General features: G+C 70.3%; 16 protein-coding genes. 3 read left to right on the forward strand and 13 right to left on the reverse strand.

The features are described 5' to 3' along the window. Positions 1 to 5: 5 nt before the first annotated feature. The 5 genes from B1729_RS04535 to B1729_RS04555 all read right to left on the reverse strand — a co-directional run bounded on the left by B1729_RS04535 (position 6) and on the right by B1729_RS04555 (position 4,672). Positions 6 to 1,541, reverse strand: a complete 1,536-nt coding sequence (locus B1729_RS04535; RefSeq protein WP_163618587.1) for an ATP-dependent DNA ligase — start codon at positions 1,539 to 1,541, stop codon at positions 6 to 8. Positions 1,542 to 1,607: 66 nt separating this feature from the next. After that, positions 1,608 to 2,600 carry a DUF1731 domain-containing protein gene (locus B1729_RS04540; protein WP_163618586.1) on the reverse strand — a complete coding sequence of 331 codons (993 nt, stop codon included), beginning with the start codon at positions 2,598 to 2,600 and terminating at the stop codon, positions 1,608 to 1,610. Positions 2,601 to 2,610: 10 nt separating this feature from the next. After that, complete coding sequence (locus tag B1729_RS04545; RefSeq protein WP_163618692.1) at positions 2,611 to 3,036, reverse strand: hypothetical protein; 426 nt, start codon at positions 3,034 to 3,036, stop codon at positions 2,611 to 2,613. Continuing rightward, positions 3,036 to 3,800 carry an LLM class flavin-dependent oxidoreductase gene (locus B1729_RS04550; protein WP_163618585.1) on the reverse strand — a complete coding sequence of 255 codons (765 nt, stop codon included), beginning with the start codon at positions 3,798 to 3,800 and terminating at the stop codon, positions 3,036 to 3,038. The genes B1729_RS04545 and B1729_RS04550 overlap by 1 nt, the downstream gene beginning before the upstream one ends. Next, positions 3,797 to 4,672 carry an LLM class flavin-dependent oxidoreductase gene (locus B1729_RS04555; protein WP_163630937.1) on the reverse strand — a complete coding sequence of 292 codons (876 nt, stop codon included), beginning with the start codon at positions 4,670 to 4,672 and terminating at the stop codon, positions 3,797 to 3,799. The genes B1729_RS04550 and B1729_RS04555 overlap by 4 nt, the downstream gene beginning before the upstream one ends. A gap of 137 nt (positions 4,673 to 4,809) precedes the next feature. On the opposite strand from B1729_RS04555, the gene B1729_RS04560 reads away from it, so the two are divergent. After that, positions 4,810 to 5,529, forward strand: a complete 720-nt coding sequence (locus B1729_RS04560) for a DUF72 domain-containing protein (RefSeq protein WP_163618583.1) — start codon at positions 4,810 to 4,812, stop codon at positions 5,527 to 5,529. A 107-nt stretch (positions 5,530 to 5,636) separates the two neighbouring features. On the opposite strand, the gene B1729_RS04565 is transcribed toward B1729_RS04560, so the two are convergent. After that, entirely contained in the window at positions 5,637 to 8,213 is a 2,577-nt protein-coding gene (locus B1729_RS04565; protein WP_163618582.1) for an ATP-dependent Clp protease ATP-binding subunit, read from the reverse strand. A gap of 190 nt (positions 8,214 to 8,403) precedes the next feature. Here B1729_RS04565 and B1729_RS04570 point away from each other — a divergent pair, with 190 nt between their 5' ends. Next, entirely contained in the window at positions 8,404 to 8,775 is a 372-nt protein-coding gene (locus tag B1729_RS04570; protein ID WP_163618581.1) for a GNAT family N-acetyltransferase, read from the forward strand. Between the two features lie 95 nt (positions 8,776 to 8,870). On the opposite strand, the gene B1729_RS04575 is transcribed toward B1729_RS04570, so the two are convergent. Together B1729_RS04575 and B1729_RS04580 are read right to left on the reverse strand one after the other, a co-directional pair. Next, a complete protein-coding gene (locus B1729_RS04575) occupies positions 8,871 to 9,335 on the reverse strand; it encodes a DUF3817 domain-containing protein (RefSeq protein WP_163618580.1) in 465 nt (154 codons plus the stop codon). Between the two features lie 39 nt (positions 9,336 to 9,374). Continuing rightward, positions 9,375 to 9,803: a helix-turn-helix domain-containing protein gene (locus B1729_RS04580; protein ID WP_163618579.1), complete on the reverse strand. Its 429-nt coding sequence runs from the start codon at positions 9,801 to 9,803 to the stop codon at positions 9,375 to 9,377. Between the two features lie 83 nt (positions 9,804 to 9,886). Between B1729_RS04580 and B1729_RS04585 the strand changes: the two genes are divergently transcribed. Then, positions 9,887 to 11,017: a methyltransferase gene (locus B1729_RS04585; RefSeq protein ID WP_163618578.1), complete on the forward strand. Its 1,131-nt coding sequence runs from the start codon at positions 9,887 to 9,889 to the stop codon at positions 11,015 to 11,017. A 4-nt stretch (positions 11,018 to 11,021) separates the two neighbouring features. Here the strand turns inward: B1729_RS04585 and B1729_RS04590 are convergent, their stop codons facing one another. The 5 genes from B1729_RS04590 to nrdH all read right to left on the reverse strand — a co-directional run bounded on the left by B1729_RS04590 (position 11,022) and on the right by nrdH (position 16,044). Beyond that, positions 11,022 to 11,669, reverse strand: coding sequence for a hypothetical protein (locus tag B1729_RS04590; protein ID WP_204318854.1), 648 nt, complete (start codon positions 11,667 to 11,669; stop codon positions 11,022 to 11,024). Positions 11,670 to 12,165: 496 nt separating this feature from the next. Next, entirely contained in the window at positions 12,166 to 13,140 is a 975-nt protein-coding gene (gene nrdF / locus B1729_RS04595; RefSeq protein ID WP_163618577.1) for a class 1b ribonucleoside-diphosphate reductase subunit beta, read from the reverse strand. Between the two features lie 28 nt (positions 13,141 to 13,168). Then, complete coding sequence (gene nrdE / locus B1729_RS04600; protein ID WP_163618576.1) at positions 13,169 to 15,322, reverse strand: class 1b ribonucleoside-diphosphate reductase subunit alpha; 2,154 nt, start codon at positions 15,320 to 15,322, stop codon at positions 13,169 to 13,171. Further along, positions 15,307 to 15,738: a class Ib ribonucleoside-diphosphate reductase assembly flavoprotein NrdI gene (nrdI, locus tag B1729_RS04605; protein WP_163618575.1), complete on the reverse strand. Its 432-nt coding sequence runs from the start codon at positions 15,736 to 15,738 to the stop codon at positions 15,307 to 15,309. Before nrdI ends, nrdE begins: the two co-directional genes overlap by 16 nt. Positions 15,739 to 15,810: 72 nt before the next feature. Beyond that, positions 15,811 to 16,044, reverse strand: a complete 234-nt coding sequence (nrdH, locus tag B1729_RS04610) for a glutaredoxin-like protein NrdH (protein WP_163618574.1) — start codon at positions 16,042 to 16,044, stop codon at positions 15,811 to 15,813. Between the last annotated feature and the right edge of the window lie 268 nt (positions 16,045 to 16,312).

Consider the following 16,312-nt stretch of genomic DNA (forward strand, 5'->3'; position numbering starts at 1 on the left):
CCCACTCATCCCCGCAGCAGACTCCGCAGCGCGTCGATCGTGTCCGCCTCCGCGGGGCCCTTGTCGGGCCGATAGCCCTTCACACGCGCGAAGCGCAGAGCGACACCGCCCGGGTAGCGCGTCGAGCGCTGCACCCCGTCGATGGCGACCTCGACGACTGTCTCGGGCCGCACGTGCACCGCATGCGACGAGCGGTGCGTCTCGATGGTCGGGAAGAACTCGGTCTGCCAGCGCAGCGTCGCATCGGTGAGGCCCTTGAAGGTCTTGCCCACCATCACGAAGGCTCCCGGCTCGCCGAACGCCCCCTCGGGGTCGCGGGCACCCAGGCGCAGGTTCGAGAGCTGCCCGGTGCGCCGGCCCGATCCCCACTCGACGGCGAGCACGACGAGGTCGTAGGTCAGCACGGGCTTGACCTTGAGCCAGCTCTTTCCCCGGCGCCCGGCGGCGTAGGGGGCATCGAGCCCCTTCACCATCACGCCCTCGTGCCCGGCGGCGAGCGCCTCGCGCGAGAACTCCTCGGCGCGCGCCGCGTCGTCGGTGACGATGCCGGGCACGCGGGCATCGCCGACGGCACGGTCGAGCAGCTCGAGGCGCGTCGCGAGCGGCTCGTCGATGAGGTCGCGGCCGTCCAGATGCAGGATGTCGAAGAACCACGGCCGCAGCACGACGGCGGCCGCGTCGTCCGCCCCGAGCGAGCCGAAGCGGGCCATCGTGTCCTGGAAAGGACGCGGGCCGCCGTCCTCATCGAGCGAGAGGGTCTCGCCGTCGAGGATCACCCGGTCGGCCGGCAGCGCCCGCACGGCGGACACGATCTCGGGCACGCGGTGGGTGATGTCGGCGAGGCTGCGGGTGAACACGCGCACGTCGTCGCCGTCGCGGTGCACCTGGATGCGTGCGCCGTCGAGCTTGTACTCGACGGATGCCGCGCCGCCGAGCGTCTCGAGCGCCTCCGCCGTCGAGCCCGCCGTCGCGGCGAGCATCGGCAGCACGCCGCGCCCCACCTCGAGGCCGATGGCGGCCAGCTCTTCGGGCGCGCCGATGAGGGCGGTCCGCGCCGTGGCGCCGAGGTCGCCCGACAGCATGGCGGCACGCCGCACGGTCGGCGCGTCGCGGTCGGATGCCTTCGCGACGGCGTCGAGCAGCACGCCCTCGAGCGCCCCGGTGCGCAGTTCGCCGAGCATGACGCGGGCGAGGAAGTCCCACTCCCCCGCCGTGGCGGTGCGCGCCAGCTGGTCGAGAGCGGCGGCGCGGGTGGCGACGGACCCCGGGCCGTCTGCCCCGGCGAGCCGGTCGAGCGCCTCATCGACGTCGCCCACGGTCAGCGTCGGCTCGTCGGCGTGCGTCACGGCGAGATTCGAGAGACTCCGCCACCCGACGCCGAGGCGCCCCTGCCGCGGACTCGCGGTCAGGAACCCGATCGCCGGCCGGATCTCATCGGCGTCGAGCCGGCGGAGCACCTCCGCGAGCGCGGCGACCTTGGCCAGTCGCGACGACGTCGAGGCCACGGCATCCGTCGCCGTCACGAGCTCGTGGAGCAGCATGCCCGCATTCTCGCACCCGGCCCCGACACGCGCCCACCCCGCAGGCGTCGGGGACCACGACCGGCGTCAGCGCCGTCGCGACCCGAGCGACGCGACGACGTCGCGCAGCGCCGGTTCCAGCTCGGGATGGGCGAACCCGTACCCCGCCGCGGTGAGCGCCTCGGGAACCACCCAGCGGCTCTTGAGTATGAGCTCCGGCTCGGTGCGCAGCACCCACATCGCCGGTTCGAGCATGAACCGCCAGGCGGGCAGTCCGATCGGCGCGCCGACGATGCGGCGCAGCGTCGCCATGAGCCCGCGGTTGTCGGAGGTCTCGGGAGCCGCGAGGTTGACCGGTCCCGCGATCTTCGGGTCGTCGCGCACGAACCGCACCGCTCCGACCACGTCGTCGAGGTGGATCCAGCTGAACCGCTGCCGGCCGCGCGATCGGTGGCGCGGCGCGCGACCGTCACCGGTCGGTTCCGGGCCGATGCCGCGATAGCGCGTGTGCGGGAACCACCATCCGTCGTACTGGGGACCGCCGAGTCCGACACGGGCCAGCCGCACGAGGCTGCGCGTCGCGGGACCGTCGCCGAGCACGATCGCCATGCGCAGTGCCACCCGACGGGTGGACGGAAGACTCGCCGCGAAGAACTCGTCCTCCCAGGTGCGGGCCACGTCGACGGAGAACCCCGTGCCGAGCTCACCCTGCTGCTCCGTCTGCGGCCGGTCGAGGGCGTAGCGGTAGATGGTCGCCGTGCTCGCATTCAGCCACAGCGGCGGCGGGGCGGCGGCGCCCTCGATGGCGTGACGCAGCGCGCGGGTGGTCTCGACGCGCGAACGCAGGATATCGTCGCGGTTCTCGTCGGTGTAGCGGCAGTCGACCGACTTGCCCGCGAGGTTCACCACGATCGCCGCGCCGTCGATGAGGGCGCGGATGCCGTCGGCATCGGGCCACGTCGCGTCGGCGCCCGCCCGGCCGATGGTGCGCACGTCGTAGCCGTCCTCGGCGAAAGCTCGCACGAGCGCGCGACCGACGAAGCCCGAGGCGCCCGCGACGACGGCGACCGGTCGGCTCATCGACCCTGCCTCACCGGCGCGACCTCTTCCGCCTCGGACGGGCGCGGCGGGCCGGCACGGCGTCGGCGCTCCACAGCGCCCAGGCCACGAGCAGCGGCTGCAGCAGCAGCCTCACGAACCGTGCCCGGCCGGTGCGCAGCATCGGCGCCGACCTGCCGGTGCGCCACTGATGGACGTTGCCGGGAAAGACCGCGACGAAGAACGCCGCGATGACCCAGCCCACGCGGCGGCGCTCAGCCGGAAGCGCCACGAGCGCGCCGCCGAGCATCAGCTCGACCACACCTGAGGCGACGACGATGGTGTCCTCGTCGGTGCGGAGCAGGCGCGTCGCCCAGTCCGGCACGACGATGCGGTAGCCGCGGCGGCCCCAGGTCAGGTGCGAGGCGCCCGCGACCACGAGGAGCGCCGCGAGCGCCCACCGGGCGATGACGCGCATCACGCGACGGCCTCGACGATCGCGTCGATGAACCGCAGATGATCGTCGGCGCTGCCCGTCGGCGTGATGGCCCGCAGCACGACTTCGTCCACGCCGGCCCGGTAGGCCGCGATCCGGTCGCGCAGCACTGCCGGACGGATCACGGTTTCTGCGGGGTCCACACCCAGTCGGGCGAAGTTCGCGGCGTACGCGGGGTAGCCGGCGTAACGGGCAGTCTCCTCGTCGAGGGCGGCGACAGCCGCGTCGTCGACGGCCGTGCGCACGTACAGCGCGACGTGGGTCTCCGGCGTGATCGCGTGCGCCTCCGCGGCCTGCGCGGCGGCGGTCTGCGGGGTGAGCCAGCTCAGCAGGACGCCATCGGATGCCGCAGCCGCTGCCCGTCGCATCCTCGGGCCCAGCGCACCGACGACGACGCGCGCGTCGGTGCGGCGGCGCAGCGCGGCCGCGGCATCCGTCACCAGCTCCACCGCGCCGCTGCGCGCCTGCCCCGAGCCGATGCCGAGCACGAGGCGGCCGGCCGGGAGGCCCGACGCCGCGACGGCGATGTCGTCGGGGGTGCGGCGGTCCACCGGCAGGACGCCCGTGGCGAGCACCAGGCGCTCGGTCGCGGTGGCAGCCGCGGCGAGCACGGCGAGCGCGTCGTGGCCCGGTGTGTCGTTCACCCAGAGGGCGTGGAATCCGGCCGCCTCGGCGGCGGGTGCCACCCGCTCCGCGAGGTCCGGGCCTGCGGCGGCCGCGATCCCGAGGGACAGCGCCGCCGTCACGAGGCGTCCGCCGCGACCAGGCGCGCCACGTCGGCGGCCCCGCGGTAGAACTCGGCGATGTCGCCGCGGGAGGCCGGAAGGAGGATCACGTCGTCGACCCCCGCGTCGAAGAACCGCTGCGCGCCGGCGGCGACCTGCGCCGGATCGCCCCACAGCGCGCGCTCGGCCGGGTCGGGCTTGTCGCCGACGTCCGCGATCGCCCGCGCCTCGGCATCCGCGCCGAACGCCGTGACGACGTAGGCGACCACGTCGTGGCGGCCGCCGCGCCCGGCGAGTTCGCGCGCCTCGCGGATCGCGGCCGTCGCGGTCGCGTACTCCTCGGCGGTGTGCCCGCTGGCGAGCACCGTGCCGTCGGCGACCTCGCCGCTCAGCCGGAGCGTCTTGGGGCCCTCGGCCGCCGCGTAGACCAGCGGCGGGCTCGCCGGCGGGTAGTCGAGCCGCACGCCGTCGAGCGACACGTAGCGCCCGGCCGTGGTGACCTCATCGCCCGCGAGCAGGCTTCGCAGCGCCGGGACGTACTCGCGCATCAGCGTCAGCGGCGAGGCCACCCGCGCACCCGCCTGTCCCATCCAGTCGAGCACGCCGTGCCCGACGCCCGGCAGCAGGCGGCCGGGGAAGAGCCGCTCGATGGTCGCCAGCTCCATGGCGGTCGCGGCGACGTTGCGCAGCGGCATGGGCGCGATGCCGATCCCGATGCGCAGGGCGTCGGTCCACGCGAGCGCCGCGCCGACCGTGGCGAACGCGGACTGCCGGAAGCAGTCCTCCCAGATCCACAGTTCGGGGAGGCCCGCGGACTCGGCGGCGAGCACCGCGTCACGGAACTCGTCGGGAGCGTGCGTATAGGGGTTGAAGATCGCGCCGATGCGGGTCATCCCCCCACTCTGTCAGCGGTCGCCGACACGCGCATCCTGACGCGGGACGCCTGGCCGACCGCCGCACGCGGTTATCGCGGCGGGCGCGCCGACGCAACCCCGTCGCTCGTACCGCGCCCACCGCGCACGCTGGGGGGATGGCGCGCATCGGGACATCCGGCTGGGTCTATCCCCACTGGCGGGGTGTGCTCTACGAAGGGCCCCAGAGCCACTGGCTCTCGCAGTACATCGCGGCGTTCGACGCGGTCGAGCTCAACGGCAGCTTCTATCGCTGGCCGGCCGACGCCAGGTTCTCGGCATGGCGAGAACGGATGCCGGACGGCTTCCAGATGGCCGTCAAGGCGCCGCGCGGCCTCACCCATGCGCGGCGGCTCCGCGATCCCGAGGTCTGGATCTCGCGGGTCACGCGGGGACTCCATGAGCTCTACGGCCGCCGCGGGCCGCTCATCGTCCAGCTGCACCCGGCGATGGAGCGCGACGACGCGCGGCTGGAGCACTTCCTGGCGCAGCTGCCGGAGTGGACCCGCCCGGCGATCGAGTTCCGGCATCCGTCGTGGGTGGATGACGCCGTCTTCGCGATGCTCGAGCGCCACGGCGCCGCGTACTGCGTGATGAGCGGCGCGCGGCTGCCCTGCGTCCTGCGCGCCACCGCTCCCCTCGTCTACGTGCGGCTGCACGGCCCCGATCCGGAGCACCTGTACGGGGGCTCGTACTCCGACGACGACCTCGCCTGGTGGGCGGAGCGCATCCGCGAATGGGAGCGCGGCGGGCATGAGGTGCAGGCGTACTTCAACAACGACGGCGAGGGCAACGCCGTCCGCAACGCGATCACGCTGAAACGGATGCTGGAGGCCTGACGCCGATCCGGGCGCCGGGCGCCGGGCGCCGGGTCACAGACGTCCCGCGACACGGCGAGAGGCGCCGGCCCGAAGGCGCGGCGCCTCTCGCAGAGGTGGTGCTCAGCTCACGCGGCGAGCGGGAACGACGCCCCGGCGACCACCGAGAGCTCGTCGCTCACGGCATCCACCGTCACGGCACCACCGTCGACGAGCGCACCCGTGACGAACAGGTCGGCGATGCGGTCGTCGACCTCGCGCTGGATCAGGCGGCGCAGCGGCCGGGCGCCGTACTCGGGCTCGTACCCGTGCTCGGCGAGCCAGGCGACGGCACCGTCGGTGACGACGAGGTCGACCTCGCGCTTCGCGAGCCGCGCCTCGGACGCGCCGAGCAGCAGCCGCACGATGCGCTGCAGCTGCGGCTTGTCGAGCTTGCGGAACAGCACGATCTCGTCGATGCGGTTGAGGAACTCGGGCCGCATCGCCTCGCGGAGCTTGGCGAACACGCGGTCGCGCAGATCCTTCTCCGAGCCGAAGCCGGTCGAGCCGCCGCCGTCGGCGAGGAAGCCGATGGCACCGCCGCGCGAGGCGAGGAACTCCGAGCCGAGGTTCGACGTCATCACCACCACGGTGTTGCGGAAGTCGACCGTGCGTCCCTGGCCGTCGGTGAGGCGGCCGTCGTCGAGCACCTGCAGCAGCAGGTTGAACACGTCGGGGTGCGCCTTCTCGATCTCGTCGAACAGCACGATCGAGTACGGGTTGCGTCGCACGCGCTCGGTGAGCTGCCCGGCCTCGTCGTAGCCGACGTATCCCGGAGGGGCGCCGACCAGGCGCGACACCGTGTGCCGCTCGCCGAACTCGCTCATGTCGAAGCGGATGACGGCGCTCTCGTCGTCGAACAGGCTGGCGGCGAGCGCCTTGGCCAGCTCGGTCTTGCCGACGCCGGTCGGGCCGAGGAACAGGAACGAGCCCACGGGGCGGTGCGCGTCGCCCATGCCGGTCCGATTGCGGCGCACGGCCTTCGCGACCGCGACGACGGCGTCGTCCTGGCCGATCACGCGGTGGTGCAGCTCGTCCTCGAGGGACGCCAGCCGCTCGCGCTCGGTCTCGGTGAGACGGTTGACCGGGATGCCGGTGGCCCGGCTGATGACGGCCGCGATCTCGGGCTCGCCGACGATCGCGTCGACGCGTCCACCGGTCGCTGAGCCCGTCGAAGCGCCGGACGCCGTCGCCTCGTCGAGCTTGGCCTGCACCGCGGCGATCTGGTCGCGGATGCGCGAGGCCTCCTCGTAGTGCTCGGCGGACACGGCGGCGTTCTTGTCGGCCTCGAGCGTCGCCAGACGCTCGATGAGGCCGCTCACGTCGACCTTGGAGCCCAGGCGCAGGCGCAGCCGCGCACCCGCCTGGTCGATGAGGTCGATGGCCTTGTCGGGCAGCACGCGCTCGGTGACGTAGCGGTCGCTGAGCTCGACCGCGGCACGGAGGGCCTCGTCGGTGTAGACGATGCCGTGGTGCTCCTCGTACGCGGGCTTCAGTCCGCGCAGGATGAGCACGGCGTCCTCGACGGACGGCTCCCCCACCCGCACCGGCTGGAACCGGCGCTCGAGCGCGGGATCCTTCTCGATGACGCGGTGCTCCTTGAGCGTCGTCGCGCCCACCAGGTGCAGCTCGCCGCGCGCGAGGCGGGGCTTGAGGATGTTTCCGGCATCCATGCCGCCGTCGCCGGCACCGCCGGCGCCCACCACGGTGTGCACCTCGTCGATGAAGACGATCAGCTCGCCCCTGTGCTCGGCGATCTCGTCCATCGTCTTGGTGAGACGCTCCTCGAAGTCGCCGCGGTAGCGGGTGCCCGCGAGCATCGCAGGAAGGTCCAGTGCGACCACGCGCTTGCCGAGCAGCTGCTCGGGCACGCCGCCGTCGACGATCGCCTGCGCGAGTCCCTCGACGATCGCGGTCTTGCCGACGCCGGCCTCGCCGACGAGCACCGGGTTGTTCTTGGTGCGGCGGCTGAGGATCTCGATGGTCTGCTCGATCTCGTCGGCGCGTCCGATCACGGGGTCGAGCTCGCCCGCCACGGCGCGTGCCGTGAGGTCGGTGCCGTAGGTGTCGAGCATGGGGGTGACGGATGCCGCGGCATCCGTCCCCGCTTCGGCCGAGGCGGCTTCGCCCGGCGTCACCGTCTCGCGCGCGCCCTGCATGAGCGCCTCGGCCGTCACGCCGGCGTGCGCCAGCACCTGGCCGGCGGGCGTGTCCTGGGCGAGGACCAGGGCGAAGAACAGGTGCTCCGGGTCGACGTACGTCGAGCCGGACGAGCGCGCGACCTGGAAGGCGTGGAACAGCGCGCGCTGCACCGACGCGGTGACCACGGCCCCGTCGACGTCCGCCGCGGCGGAGGCTGCGGGAAGGCGCTCCTCGGTCGCGCGCGAGATGGCGTCGGGATCCGCGCCGATGCGCCGGACCGCGTCACGGGCCGGAGCCTCGGTGACGAGGATGCGCAGGATGTGCAGGGCGTCGAGCTCGCGCTGACCGCGGTCGAGGGCGTACTTGCCGGCACGCTGCAGCATCTCCTGGGTGCGGGCGCCGAGATAGCGGCTGAGGTCGATCGACCGCTCGACACGCGCACGCTCCCCCGCGAGGTAGCGCGCCAGGAACTCGTCGAACGAGCTCCCGTCGTCGCCGGCCTGGGGAGTGAAGTCTTCGGGCATTCCGTCTCTCCTGAAACTTGAGTGATCGAGCATCAAGTTTTGAACTTGATACAGGGATTGTCAAGTTCAACGGCACCCGCGCGCAGGTATTCCCTTCCCTTTCGGTTTCCCCCGGACTCCGCCCGCGTCGACGTCGGTGGCGCGGCGTAGCCTCGTCACTCGGGGGGACCGCGTCTCAGAGGAGAGAACCATGGACTGGAAGATCGAGCTCATCTTCGTGCCCGTCACCGACGTCGACCGGGCGAAGGAGTTCTACGAGCGGATCGGATTCCACGCCGACCACGACCAGGTCCCCTTCGAGGGCCTGCGGTTCGTGCAGATGACGCCGCCGGGGTCGGCCTGCTCGATCGCGTTCGGCACCGGCCTCGGCAACGATCTCGAACCGGGCCGCCAGAACACGATCCAGGTCGTCGTCCCCGACGCCGACGAGGCGCTCGCCCACCTGCGGAACGTGGGCGTGGAGGCACGAGGCGTCGACGAGCAGGGCTGGGGCAGGTTCGTGCAGTTCGACGACCCCGACGGCAACACCTGGACGCTGCAGCAGCTCCCGCCGCGCGACTGAGCTTTCGAGCCGCGAGCAACTGAGCGGTCCGCCCGCCGCGCGACTGAGCTACCCGGCCGCGGCGACTGAGCGGTCCGGCTGACGGGTGGCGACCGTCAGTCGCGGCCCCCCGGCGGCCCGAGGATCAGCAGCACGACGAACAGCGCCACCACGGCGAGGGCGATGAGCGCGGCGAGCACCCACGGGCGCCGCAGGAACCACCGCATGAGCCGGTCGTACCAGGCGCCGTCCCGCGGGTCGTCGGTCGGCTCGAGCCGCCAGGCGCCGGCCAGCCGCCCGCTGCGCTGGAGCCACAGCTCGGCCGGGATGGTGGCGTACGGGATGACGGCGCTGACGAGCGCGACAACGGCCGGCCAGGCGGGCCAGCGGTTGTTCAGCGCGACGAGGATCGCCGTGGCGGCGTACGACAGGAAGACGAAGCCGTGGATGCCGCCGCCGATCGTGACACCGAGCGCCCAGCCGGTGACGGCACGGAGGATGAGACCCCCGATGAGAAGCGTCCACGAGATCGCTTCGGCGATCGCGAGCGCACGGAAGAGGGAGTGAGGGTTGCGGAACACACCTTCAGTCTAACTGAAAGACTTCAGTCGACCTGAAGGTCAGCGGGCGGGCCCACCGGCCGCGGTGTACGGCTGTTCGTGCAGACCTTCCAGCGCGGTGGCGAGGGCGGGGGCGTCGCGCGTGAGGTCGGCGTCGAGCGCGGCGAGGCGCTGCTGCGCCGCCTCCAGCACGTCACTCCCCCGCGCGGTGACCCGCAGGTCGGACGCCGAGCCGGCGTGCTTCGTGGCGTCCTCGACGAGCCCGTCGGCGACGAGGGTCTGCACGGCGGTGTGAGCCGACTGCACGGTGATCTGCGACCGCCGCGAGAGCTCGCTGAACGAGATGCCCGGCGTCGCCTCGATGTGGGCCAGGAGCGCGTACTTGCGGGTGGTGAGCCCGAGGTCGCGCAGCTGCGCACCCAGGTGGCCGTCCCAGACGCTCGCGACCGTCAGCAGTGAGATGACGGGACTGAAAGCGCGCTCGGACATGTGCTGAATGCTAGTCCGGCTGCCGCGCGACGCGGCGCATTCGCCGGTCTCCGGTGCGATCGCCCGCCCGCTACCGTGGGACTGTGACGTTCTCACTCGACGGACTGCGCCGCTGGCCCGACGTCGAGGCTCCGGGCCTCGTGGCGACGGATGCCGCGGACCGGCTGCTGCTCGACGAATCAGCCGCTGCGCGTGCCGGCGTCGGGGACGGCGGGCTCACGGTGATCGGCGACGGCTACGGCGCACTGACCCTGGGAGCAGCGGCGGACGGCGGCCGCGGCATCCGTGTCCATCAGGACCCGCTCACGGGCGAACGAGCGCTGGCCGCCAATGCCGGGCGGTTCGGACTCGGCGGCGCGTTCGCGTCGCTCCCGCTCGCGCCCGACCTCGTGCGTGGCGCACGGGTGGTGCTGGTTCGCCTGCCCCGGTCGCTCGAGGCGCTGCGCGACATCGCGGGACTCATCGCCGCGCATGCGGCGCCCGAGGTCGTCGTCTTCGCCGGCGGGCGCATCAAGCACATGACGCTCGGCATGAACGACGTCCTGCGCGAGAGCTTCGGCCGGCTCGACGTCAGCCACGCGCGGCAGAAGTCCCGGGTTCTCGTGGCGCGGGAGCCCCACGACGGCCGCGACCCGGCGCCTCGCCGGGCGTCCCACGACGGCATCGTGGTGTGCGCCTTCGGCGGAGCGTTCGCAGGCGCGTCGATCGACATCGGCACGAGGTTCCTGCTCGACCATCTGCCGGGGCCGACCGGCCGACCGCACGGACTCGCCGATGAGCCGGGAGCGGTGATCGACTTCGCGTGCGGCACGGGGGTGATCGCCGCGGGACTTGCGGTGCGGCATCCCGATCTCCGCATCCTGGCGACGGATCAGTCGGCCGCAGCCGTCGCCTCGGCGACGGCGACGGCGCGGGCGAACGGGGTGGACGAGCGCGTGGAGGTGGTGCGCGACGACATGCTCGGCGAGCAGCCCGACGGCAGCGCGTCGTTCATCGCACTCAATCCGCCGTTCCATTCGGGCTCGGCCGTGCACGAGGGCATCGCGCCGCAGATGTTCGCCGAGGCGGCGCGCGTGCTGCGTCCCGGCGGCGAGCTGTGGACGGTGTGGAACTCGGGTCTGCGCTACCGGCAGACACTCGAGAAGGTGGTGGGCCCGACGCGGCAGATCGCGCGCAACGCGAAGTTCACCGTGACCGCCTCGACCCGGCGCTGACCCCCTACTCGGTCGGCTCCGCCTCGGTCTCCGGCTCCGACTCCGGCGTCGGGCCGAACAGCGCCCACGCGCCGTCGGCGCACTCGTAGAACTGCACCGCTGCGGTGTCGATGAACACGTCGCCGTCCGCAGTGCAGTCCGCGGCGTCGGGGGCCGCCGTGCCGAGCGTCACCTGGGTGCCGGGCGCTCCGGTCGGCCCCTGCTCCCCCTGCTCCCCCTGCTCCCCCTGCTCCCCCTGCTCCCCCTGCTCCCCCTGCTCCCCCTGCTCCCCCTGCTCCCCCTGCGCACCCGGCGCGCCTTCAGGCCCCTGTTCGCCGCTGAGGTTCTCGGCGGCCGACTGGCGGATGTTGCCGACGAAGGTCCAGTCGTCCTGGAAGAGATACACGTCGGCGGTGAGGACGTCGATGTAGACGTCGCCCTCGTACCCCTTGCCCGATTCCGGCGCGCCCGATCCCGCCCGGACGGCCGAGCCGGCCGGGAGGATCTCCGCGAGCGCCTCCTCGTAGTCGGGAGCCGGCGTCGCCGACGCCGACGCCGACGGCGCCGGCTCGGCCGTATCGACCGATCGCGCGAGCCACGAGCCGAGGAACGCCGCGAAGAACGAGAGCAGCACGAAGCCCAGCCCGAACCACACCAGAGTGGTGCGCGTCACAGCCGTACCCGCCGGCGCGGGCGCAGGCTCCGCCGCATGCGCGCTACCGGAACCACCTGTCGGACGGGCTTCACTGTCCACGGCAAGGTCCCCTTCCGCCGCGTGCACCGCCGGCGGCGGCGGTTCCCACAACCAGACGCCGCTGCCACAACTGTAGGAACCCGGGGGCTCCGTGTCACCTGCTCCAGGGGAATTCGCTTTCACGATGGAGCCGGCCGAGGGAGCAGATAGTCGACCGGGAGGCGGAGCGAGAGGCTGACCGGGGGGCCGACGCGAGAATGCCGGCGCCCCCGGTAGCCGCGGGCTCGGGACCCACGGCCGGGATGCCGGACCGGGGCTCCGGCGCATCCCCCACTCAAGAGACAGCATCGACGGCCGTCTATTACGCGACTCTGCCGATACCCGAGCACGCGGCGCCTTCTGCCAGCGCCGGCAACGAAAGAGAGGACGGATGCCGCGGGTCGCGGCATCCGTCCTCGGTGTCTTCAGTCCGGCCTCAGAAGTCCCAGTCCTCGTCCTCGGTGGCCTCCGCCTTGCCGATGACGTACGACGAGCCCGACCCCGAGAAGAAGTCGTGGTTCTCGTCGGCGTTCGGTGACAGGGCCGACAGGATCGCCGGGTTCACGTCGGTGACCGTCGAGGGGAACATCGCCTCATAGCCCAGGTTCATGAGGGCCTTGTTGGCGTTGTAGTGCAGGAACTTCTTGACGTCCTCGGTGAGGCCGACGCCGTCGTAGAGGTCCTGCGTGTACTGGATCTCGTTGTCGTAGAGCTCGTACAGCAGCGAGAACGTGTAGTCCTTGATCTCGTTGCGCGTGGCCTCGTCGACCTTCTCGAGCCCCTTCTGGAACTTGTAGCCGATGTAGTACCCGTGCACGGCCTCGTCGCGGATGATGAGGCGGATGAGGTCGGCCGTGTTGGTGAGCTTCGCGCGGCTGGACCAGTGCATCGGCAGGTAGAAGCCCGAGTAGAACAGGAAGCTCTCGAGCAGGGTCGAGGCGACCTTGCGCTTGAGCGGCTCATCGCCGCGGTAGTACTCCATGACGATCTGAGCCTTCTTCTGAAGGTTCGGGTTCTCGATTGACCAGCGGAAGGCCTCGTCGATCTCCTTCGTCGAGCACAGCGTCGAGAAGATCGACGAATACGACTTGGCGTGCACCGACTCCATGAACGCGATGTTCGTGTAGACGGCCTCCTCGTGCGGGGTGAGCGCGTCGGGGATGAGCGAGACGGCGCCCACCGTGCCCTGGATCGTGTCGAGCAAGGTGAGGCCCGTGAACACGCGCATCGTGAGGGTCTGCTCGTCGGGCGTCAGCGTGTTCCACGACTGGATGTCGTTCGACAGCGGCACCTTCTCGGGCAGCCAGAAGTTGTTCACGAGGCGGTTCCACACCTCGAGGTCCTTGTCGTCCTGGATGCGGTTCCAGTTGATGGCCTGGACGTGGTCCAGGAGCTGGAGCTTCTCGCTCATCTCTCCTCTTTCGAAGTCCGGATCAGCGTCACAGCGTGCAGGAGACGCATTCGGACATGTCCGTGCCCTCCAGCGCCATCTGACGCAGGCGGATGTAGTAGATCGTCTTGATGCCCTTGCGCCAGGCGTAGATCTGAGCCTTGTTGATGTCGCGCGTGGTCGCGGTGTCCTTGAAGAACAGCGTGAGCGACAGGCCCTGGTCGACGTGCTGGGTGGCCGCGGCGTACGTGTCGATGACCTTCTCGTAGCCGATCTCGTAGGCGTCCTGGTAGTACTCCAGGTTGTCGTTCGTCATGAACGCCGCCGGGTAGTAGACGCGGCCGAGCTTGCCTTCCTTGCGGATCTCGACCTTCGCCGCGATCGGGTGGATCGAGCTCGTCGAGTTGTTGATGTACGAGATCGAGCCGGTCGGCGGCACCGCCTGCAGGTTCTGGTTGTAGATGCCGTGCTGCTGGATCGAGGCCTTCAGCTCACGCCAGTCGTCCTGCGTGGGGATGTGGTGACCGGCGAACATCTCCTTGACCTTGTCGGTCGCGGGCACCCACTCCTGCTCGATGTACTTGTCGAAGAACTCGCCGGACGCGTAGGTCGAGTCGGCGAACCCGTCGAACGTCTCCCCGCGCTCGATCGCGATGCGGTTCGACGCGCGCAGCGCGTGGAACAGGATCGAATAGAAGTAGATGTTCGTGAAGTCGACACCCTCTTCCGACCCGTAGTAGACGTGCTCGCGGGCGAGGTAGCCATGCAGATTCATCTGGCCGAGGCCAATGGCGTGCGAGCGGTCGTTGCCGTCCTCGATCGAGCGCACCGAGCGGATGTGGCTCTGGTCGCTCACCGCGGTGAGGGCACGGATGCTGGTGTCCACGGTCTGCGCCAGGTCACCGCCGTCCATCGCCAGCGCGATGTTGAGCGATCCCAGGTTGCACGAGATGTCCTTGCCGATCTGGGCGTAGGAGAGGTCCTCGTTGAACGTGGTGGGCGTGTTCACCTGGAGGATCTCGGAGCACAGGTTGGACATGTTGATCCGGCCCTTGATCGGGTTGGCCTTGTTCACCGTGTCCTCGAACATGATGTACGGGTAGCCCGACTCGAACTGGATCTCGGCGAGGGTCTGGAAGAACTCGCGCGCGTTGATCTTGGTCTTCTTGATGCGCGGGTCGTCGACCATCTCGCGGTACTTCTCGGACACCGAGATGTCGCCGAACGGCACGCCGTAGACGCGCTCGACGTCGTACGGGGAGAACAGGTACATGTCCTCGCCGTTCTTGGCGAGCTCGAACGTGATGTCGGGGATGACGACGCCGAGCGACAGCGTCTTGATGCGGATCTTCTCGTCGGCGTTCTCACGCTTGGTGTCGAGGAAGCGCAGGATGTCGGGGTGGTGCGCGTTGAGGTAGACCGCCCCCGCACCCTGACGTGCCCCCAGCTGGTTGGCGTACGAGAACGAGTCTTCGAGGAGCTTCATCACGGGGATGATGCCGCTCGACTGGTTCTCGATCTGCTTGATCGGCGCACCCGACTCGCGGATGTTCGACAGCAGCAGCGCCACGCCGCCGCCGCGCTTGGAGAGCTGCAGCGCGGAGTTGATGCCGCGGGCGATCGACTCCATGTTGTCTTCGATGCGCAGCAGGAAGCACGACACCAGTTCTCCGCGCTGCGCCTTGCCGGCGTTGAGGAAGGTGGGCGTCGCCGGCTGGAACCGGCCCGAGATGATCTCCTCGACCAGCGCGGTGGCGAGCTTCTCGTCGCCGTCCGCCAGCGCGAGCGCGGTCATCACGACCCGGTCCTCGAAGCGCTCGAGGTACCGCTTGCCGTCGAAGGTCTTCAGCGTGTAGCTCGTGTAGTACTTGAACGCCCCGAGGAACGTCTCGAAGCGGAACTTCTTGGAGTAGGCCAGGTCGTTGAGCTTCTGGATGTACTCGAACGAGTACTTCTCGAGCACGGCGCCCTCGTAGTACTCCTTCTCGACCAGGTAGTCCAGGCGCTCCTTGAGGGAGTGGAAGAACACCGTGTTCTGGTTCACGTGCTGCAGGAAGTACTCCCGCGCCGCGCGCTTGTCGGCCCCGAACTGGATCTTGCCGTCGGCGTCATAGAGGTTGAGCATCGCGTTGAGGGCGTGATAGTCCATGCCCTCGAAGCGTGCCTCCGTCTTGAAGTCGGTCTGCGTCAGAGTTCCCACCATCGTTCCAATCCCGCGTTCACGCGTTCCACATCTTCAGGCGTGCCGAATACTTCGAGCCGGTACAAGTGCGGCACGTGGCACTTGCGGCTGATGATGTCGCCGGCGAGACAGAAGTGCTCGCCGAAGTTGGTGTTCCCCGCGGAGATCACTCCGCGGATGAGGCGCCGGTTGCGCTCATCGTTGAGGAACCGGATCACCTGCTTCGGAACGGCGCCCTTCTCGACGCCGCGCCCCTGGCCTCCGCCATAGGTCGGTGTCACGAGGACGTACGGCTCGTCGACGACGAGCGCCGGATCCGTCGCATGGAGCGGGATCCGGAGCGCGCGTGCTCCGAGCTTCTCGATGAAGCGCGCGGTGTTGCCCGACACGCTCGAGAAGTAGACAAGCAGCGGTGTCTCCGTCGCTACGACACCCATGACGCCCCCCTGCTCGGGTGCACCCGTCGGGTCGTCGAGCTCCGTCGAGACGGACGGGCGCGCTGCGCCGAACTACGCGAGCCGCGCTGCGAGTTCGTCGATCTTGTCGGGACGAAAGCCCGACCAGTGGTCTTCATCGGTGATGACGACCGGCGCCTGGAGGTACCCCAGCGCCTTGACCTGCTCGAGGGCCGACGGGTCCTCGGAGAGGTCGTGGATTTCGTACTCGATCCCCTTGGAATCGAGTGCTCGATACGTCGCCGTGCACTGCACGCACGCGGGCTTCGTGTAAACCGTGATCGCCATGTCGATTCCGTCTCCTCAGTGCTTCCCCCGGTGGCATCCGGTGCTCTTCCCGGTAGTCCCCCCACCGGGAGTCCAATACTACATATGGGTACCGACATCCGATAGCACCACAAGGGCTAGTAGTTACATCGGTGTCATTTTCCACCGTTCTCCCCATGTACAACACAGGTTCTCCACGGATTCATCCACAGCCCGAAGGGTCTGGAAAAGTCCAGGATCACGGGGCTTTCGGACGCCACGGCCGCATCCCTCCACAGGCACGACGGTA

Origin of the sequence: Microbacterium sp. B35-04 (genome assembly GCF_010634885.1) — a bacterium.
Lineage (GTDB): Bacteria > Actinomycetota > Actinomycetes > Actinomycetales > Microbacteriaceae > Microbacterium.

Excerpts from the sequence above, each read along its gene's own strand:
- B1729_RS04535 (WP_163618587.1), bottom strand. The coding sequence starts at position 1,541 with ATGCTGCTCCACGAGCTCGTGACGGCGACGGATGCCGTGGCCTCGACG.
- B1729_RS04540 (WP_163618586.1), bottom strand. The coding sequence starts at position 2,600 with ATGAGCCGACCGGTCGCCGTCGTCGCGGGCGCCTCGGGCTTCGTCGGT.
- B1729_RS04545 (WP_163618692.1), bottom strand. The coding sequence starts at position 3,036 with ATGCGCGTCATCGCCCGGTGGGCGCTCGCGGCGCTCCTCGTGGTCGCG.
- B1729_RS04555 (WP_163630937.1), bottom strand. The coding sequence starts at position 4,672 with ATGACCCGCATCGGCGCGATCTTCAACCCCTATACGCACGCTCCCGAC.
- B1729_RS04560 (WP_163618583.1), top strand. The coding sequence starts at position 4,810 with ATGGCGCGCATCGGGACATCCGGCTGGGTCTATCCCCACTGGCGGGGT.
- B1729_RS04565 (WP_163618582.1), bottom strand. The coding sequence starts at position 8,213 with ATGCCCGAAGACTTCACTCCCCAGGCCGGCGACGACGGGAGCTCGTTC.
- B1729_RS04570 (WP_163618581.1), top strand. The coding sequence starts at position 8,404 with ATGGACTGGAAGATCGAGCTCATCTTCGTGCCCGTCACCGACGTCGAC.
- B1729_RS04580 (WP_163618579.1), bottom strand. The coding sequence starts at position 9,803 with ATGTCCGAGCGCGCTTTCAGTCCCGTCATCTCACTGCTGACGGTCGCG.
- nrdF (WP_163618577.1), bottom strand. The coding sequence starts at position 13,140 with ATGAGCGAGAAGCTCCAGCTCCTGGACCACGTCCAGGCCATCAACTGG.
- nrdE (WP_163618576.1), bottom strand. The coding sequence starts at position 15,322 with ATGGTGGGAACTCTGACGCAGACCGACTTCAAGACGGAGGCACGCTTC.
- nrdI (WP_163618575.1), bottom strand. The coding sequence starts at position 15,738 with ATGGGTGTCGTAGCGACGGAGACACCGCTGCTTGTCTACTTCTCGAGC.
- nrdH (WP_163618574.1), bottom strand. The coding sequence starts at position 16,044 with ATGGCGATCACGGTTTACACGAAGCCCGCGTGCGTGCAGTGCACGGCG.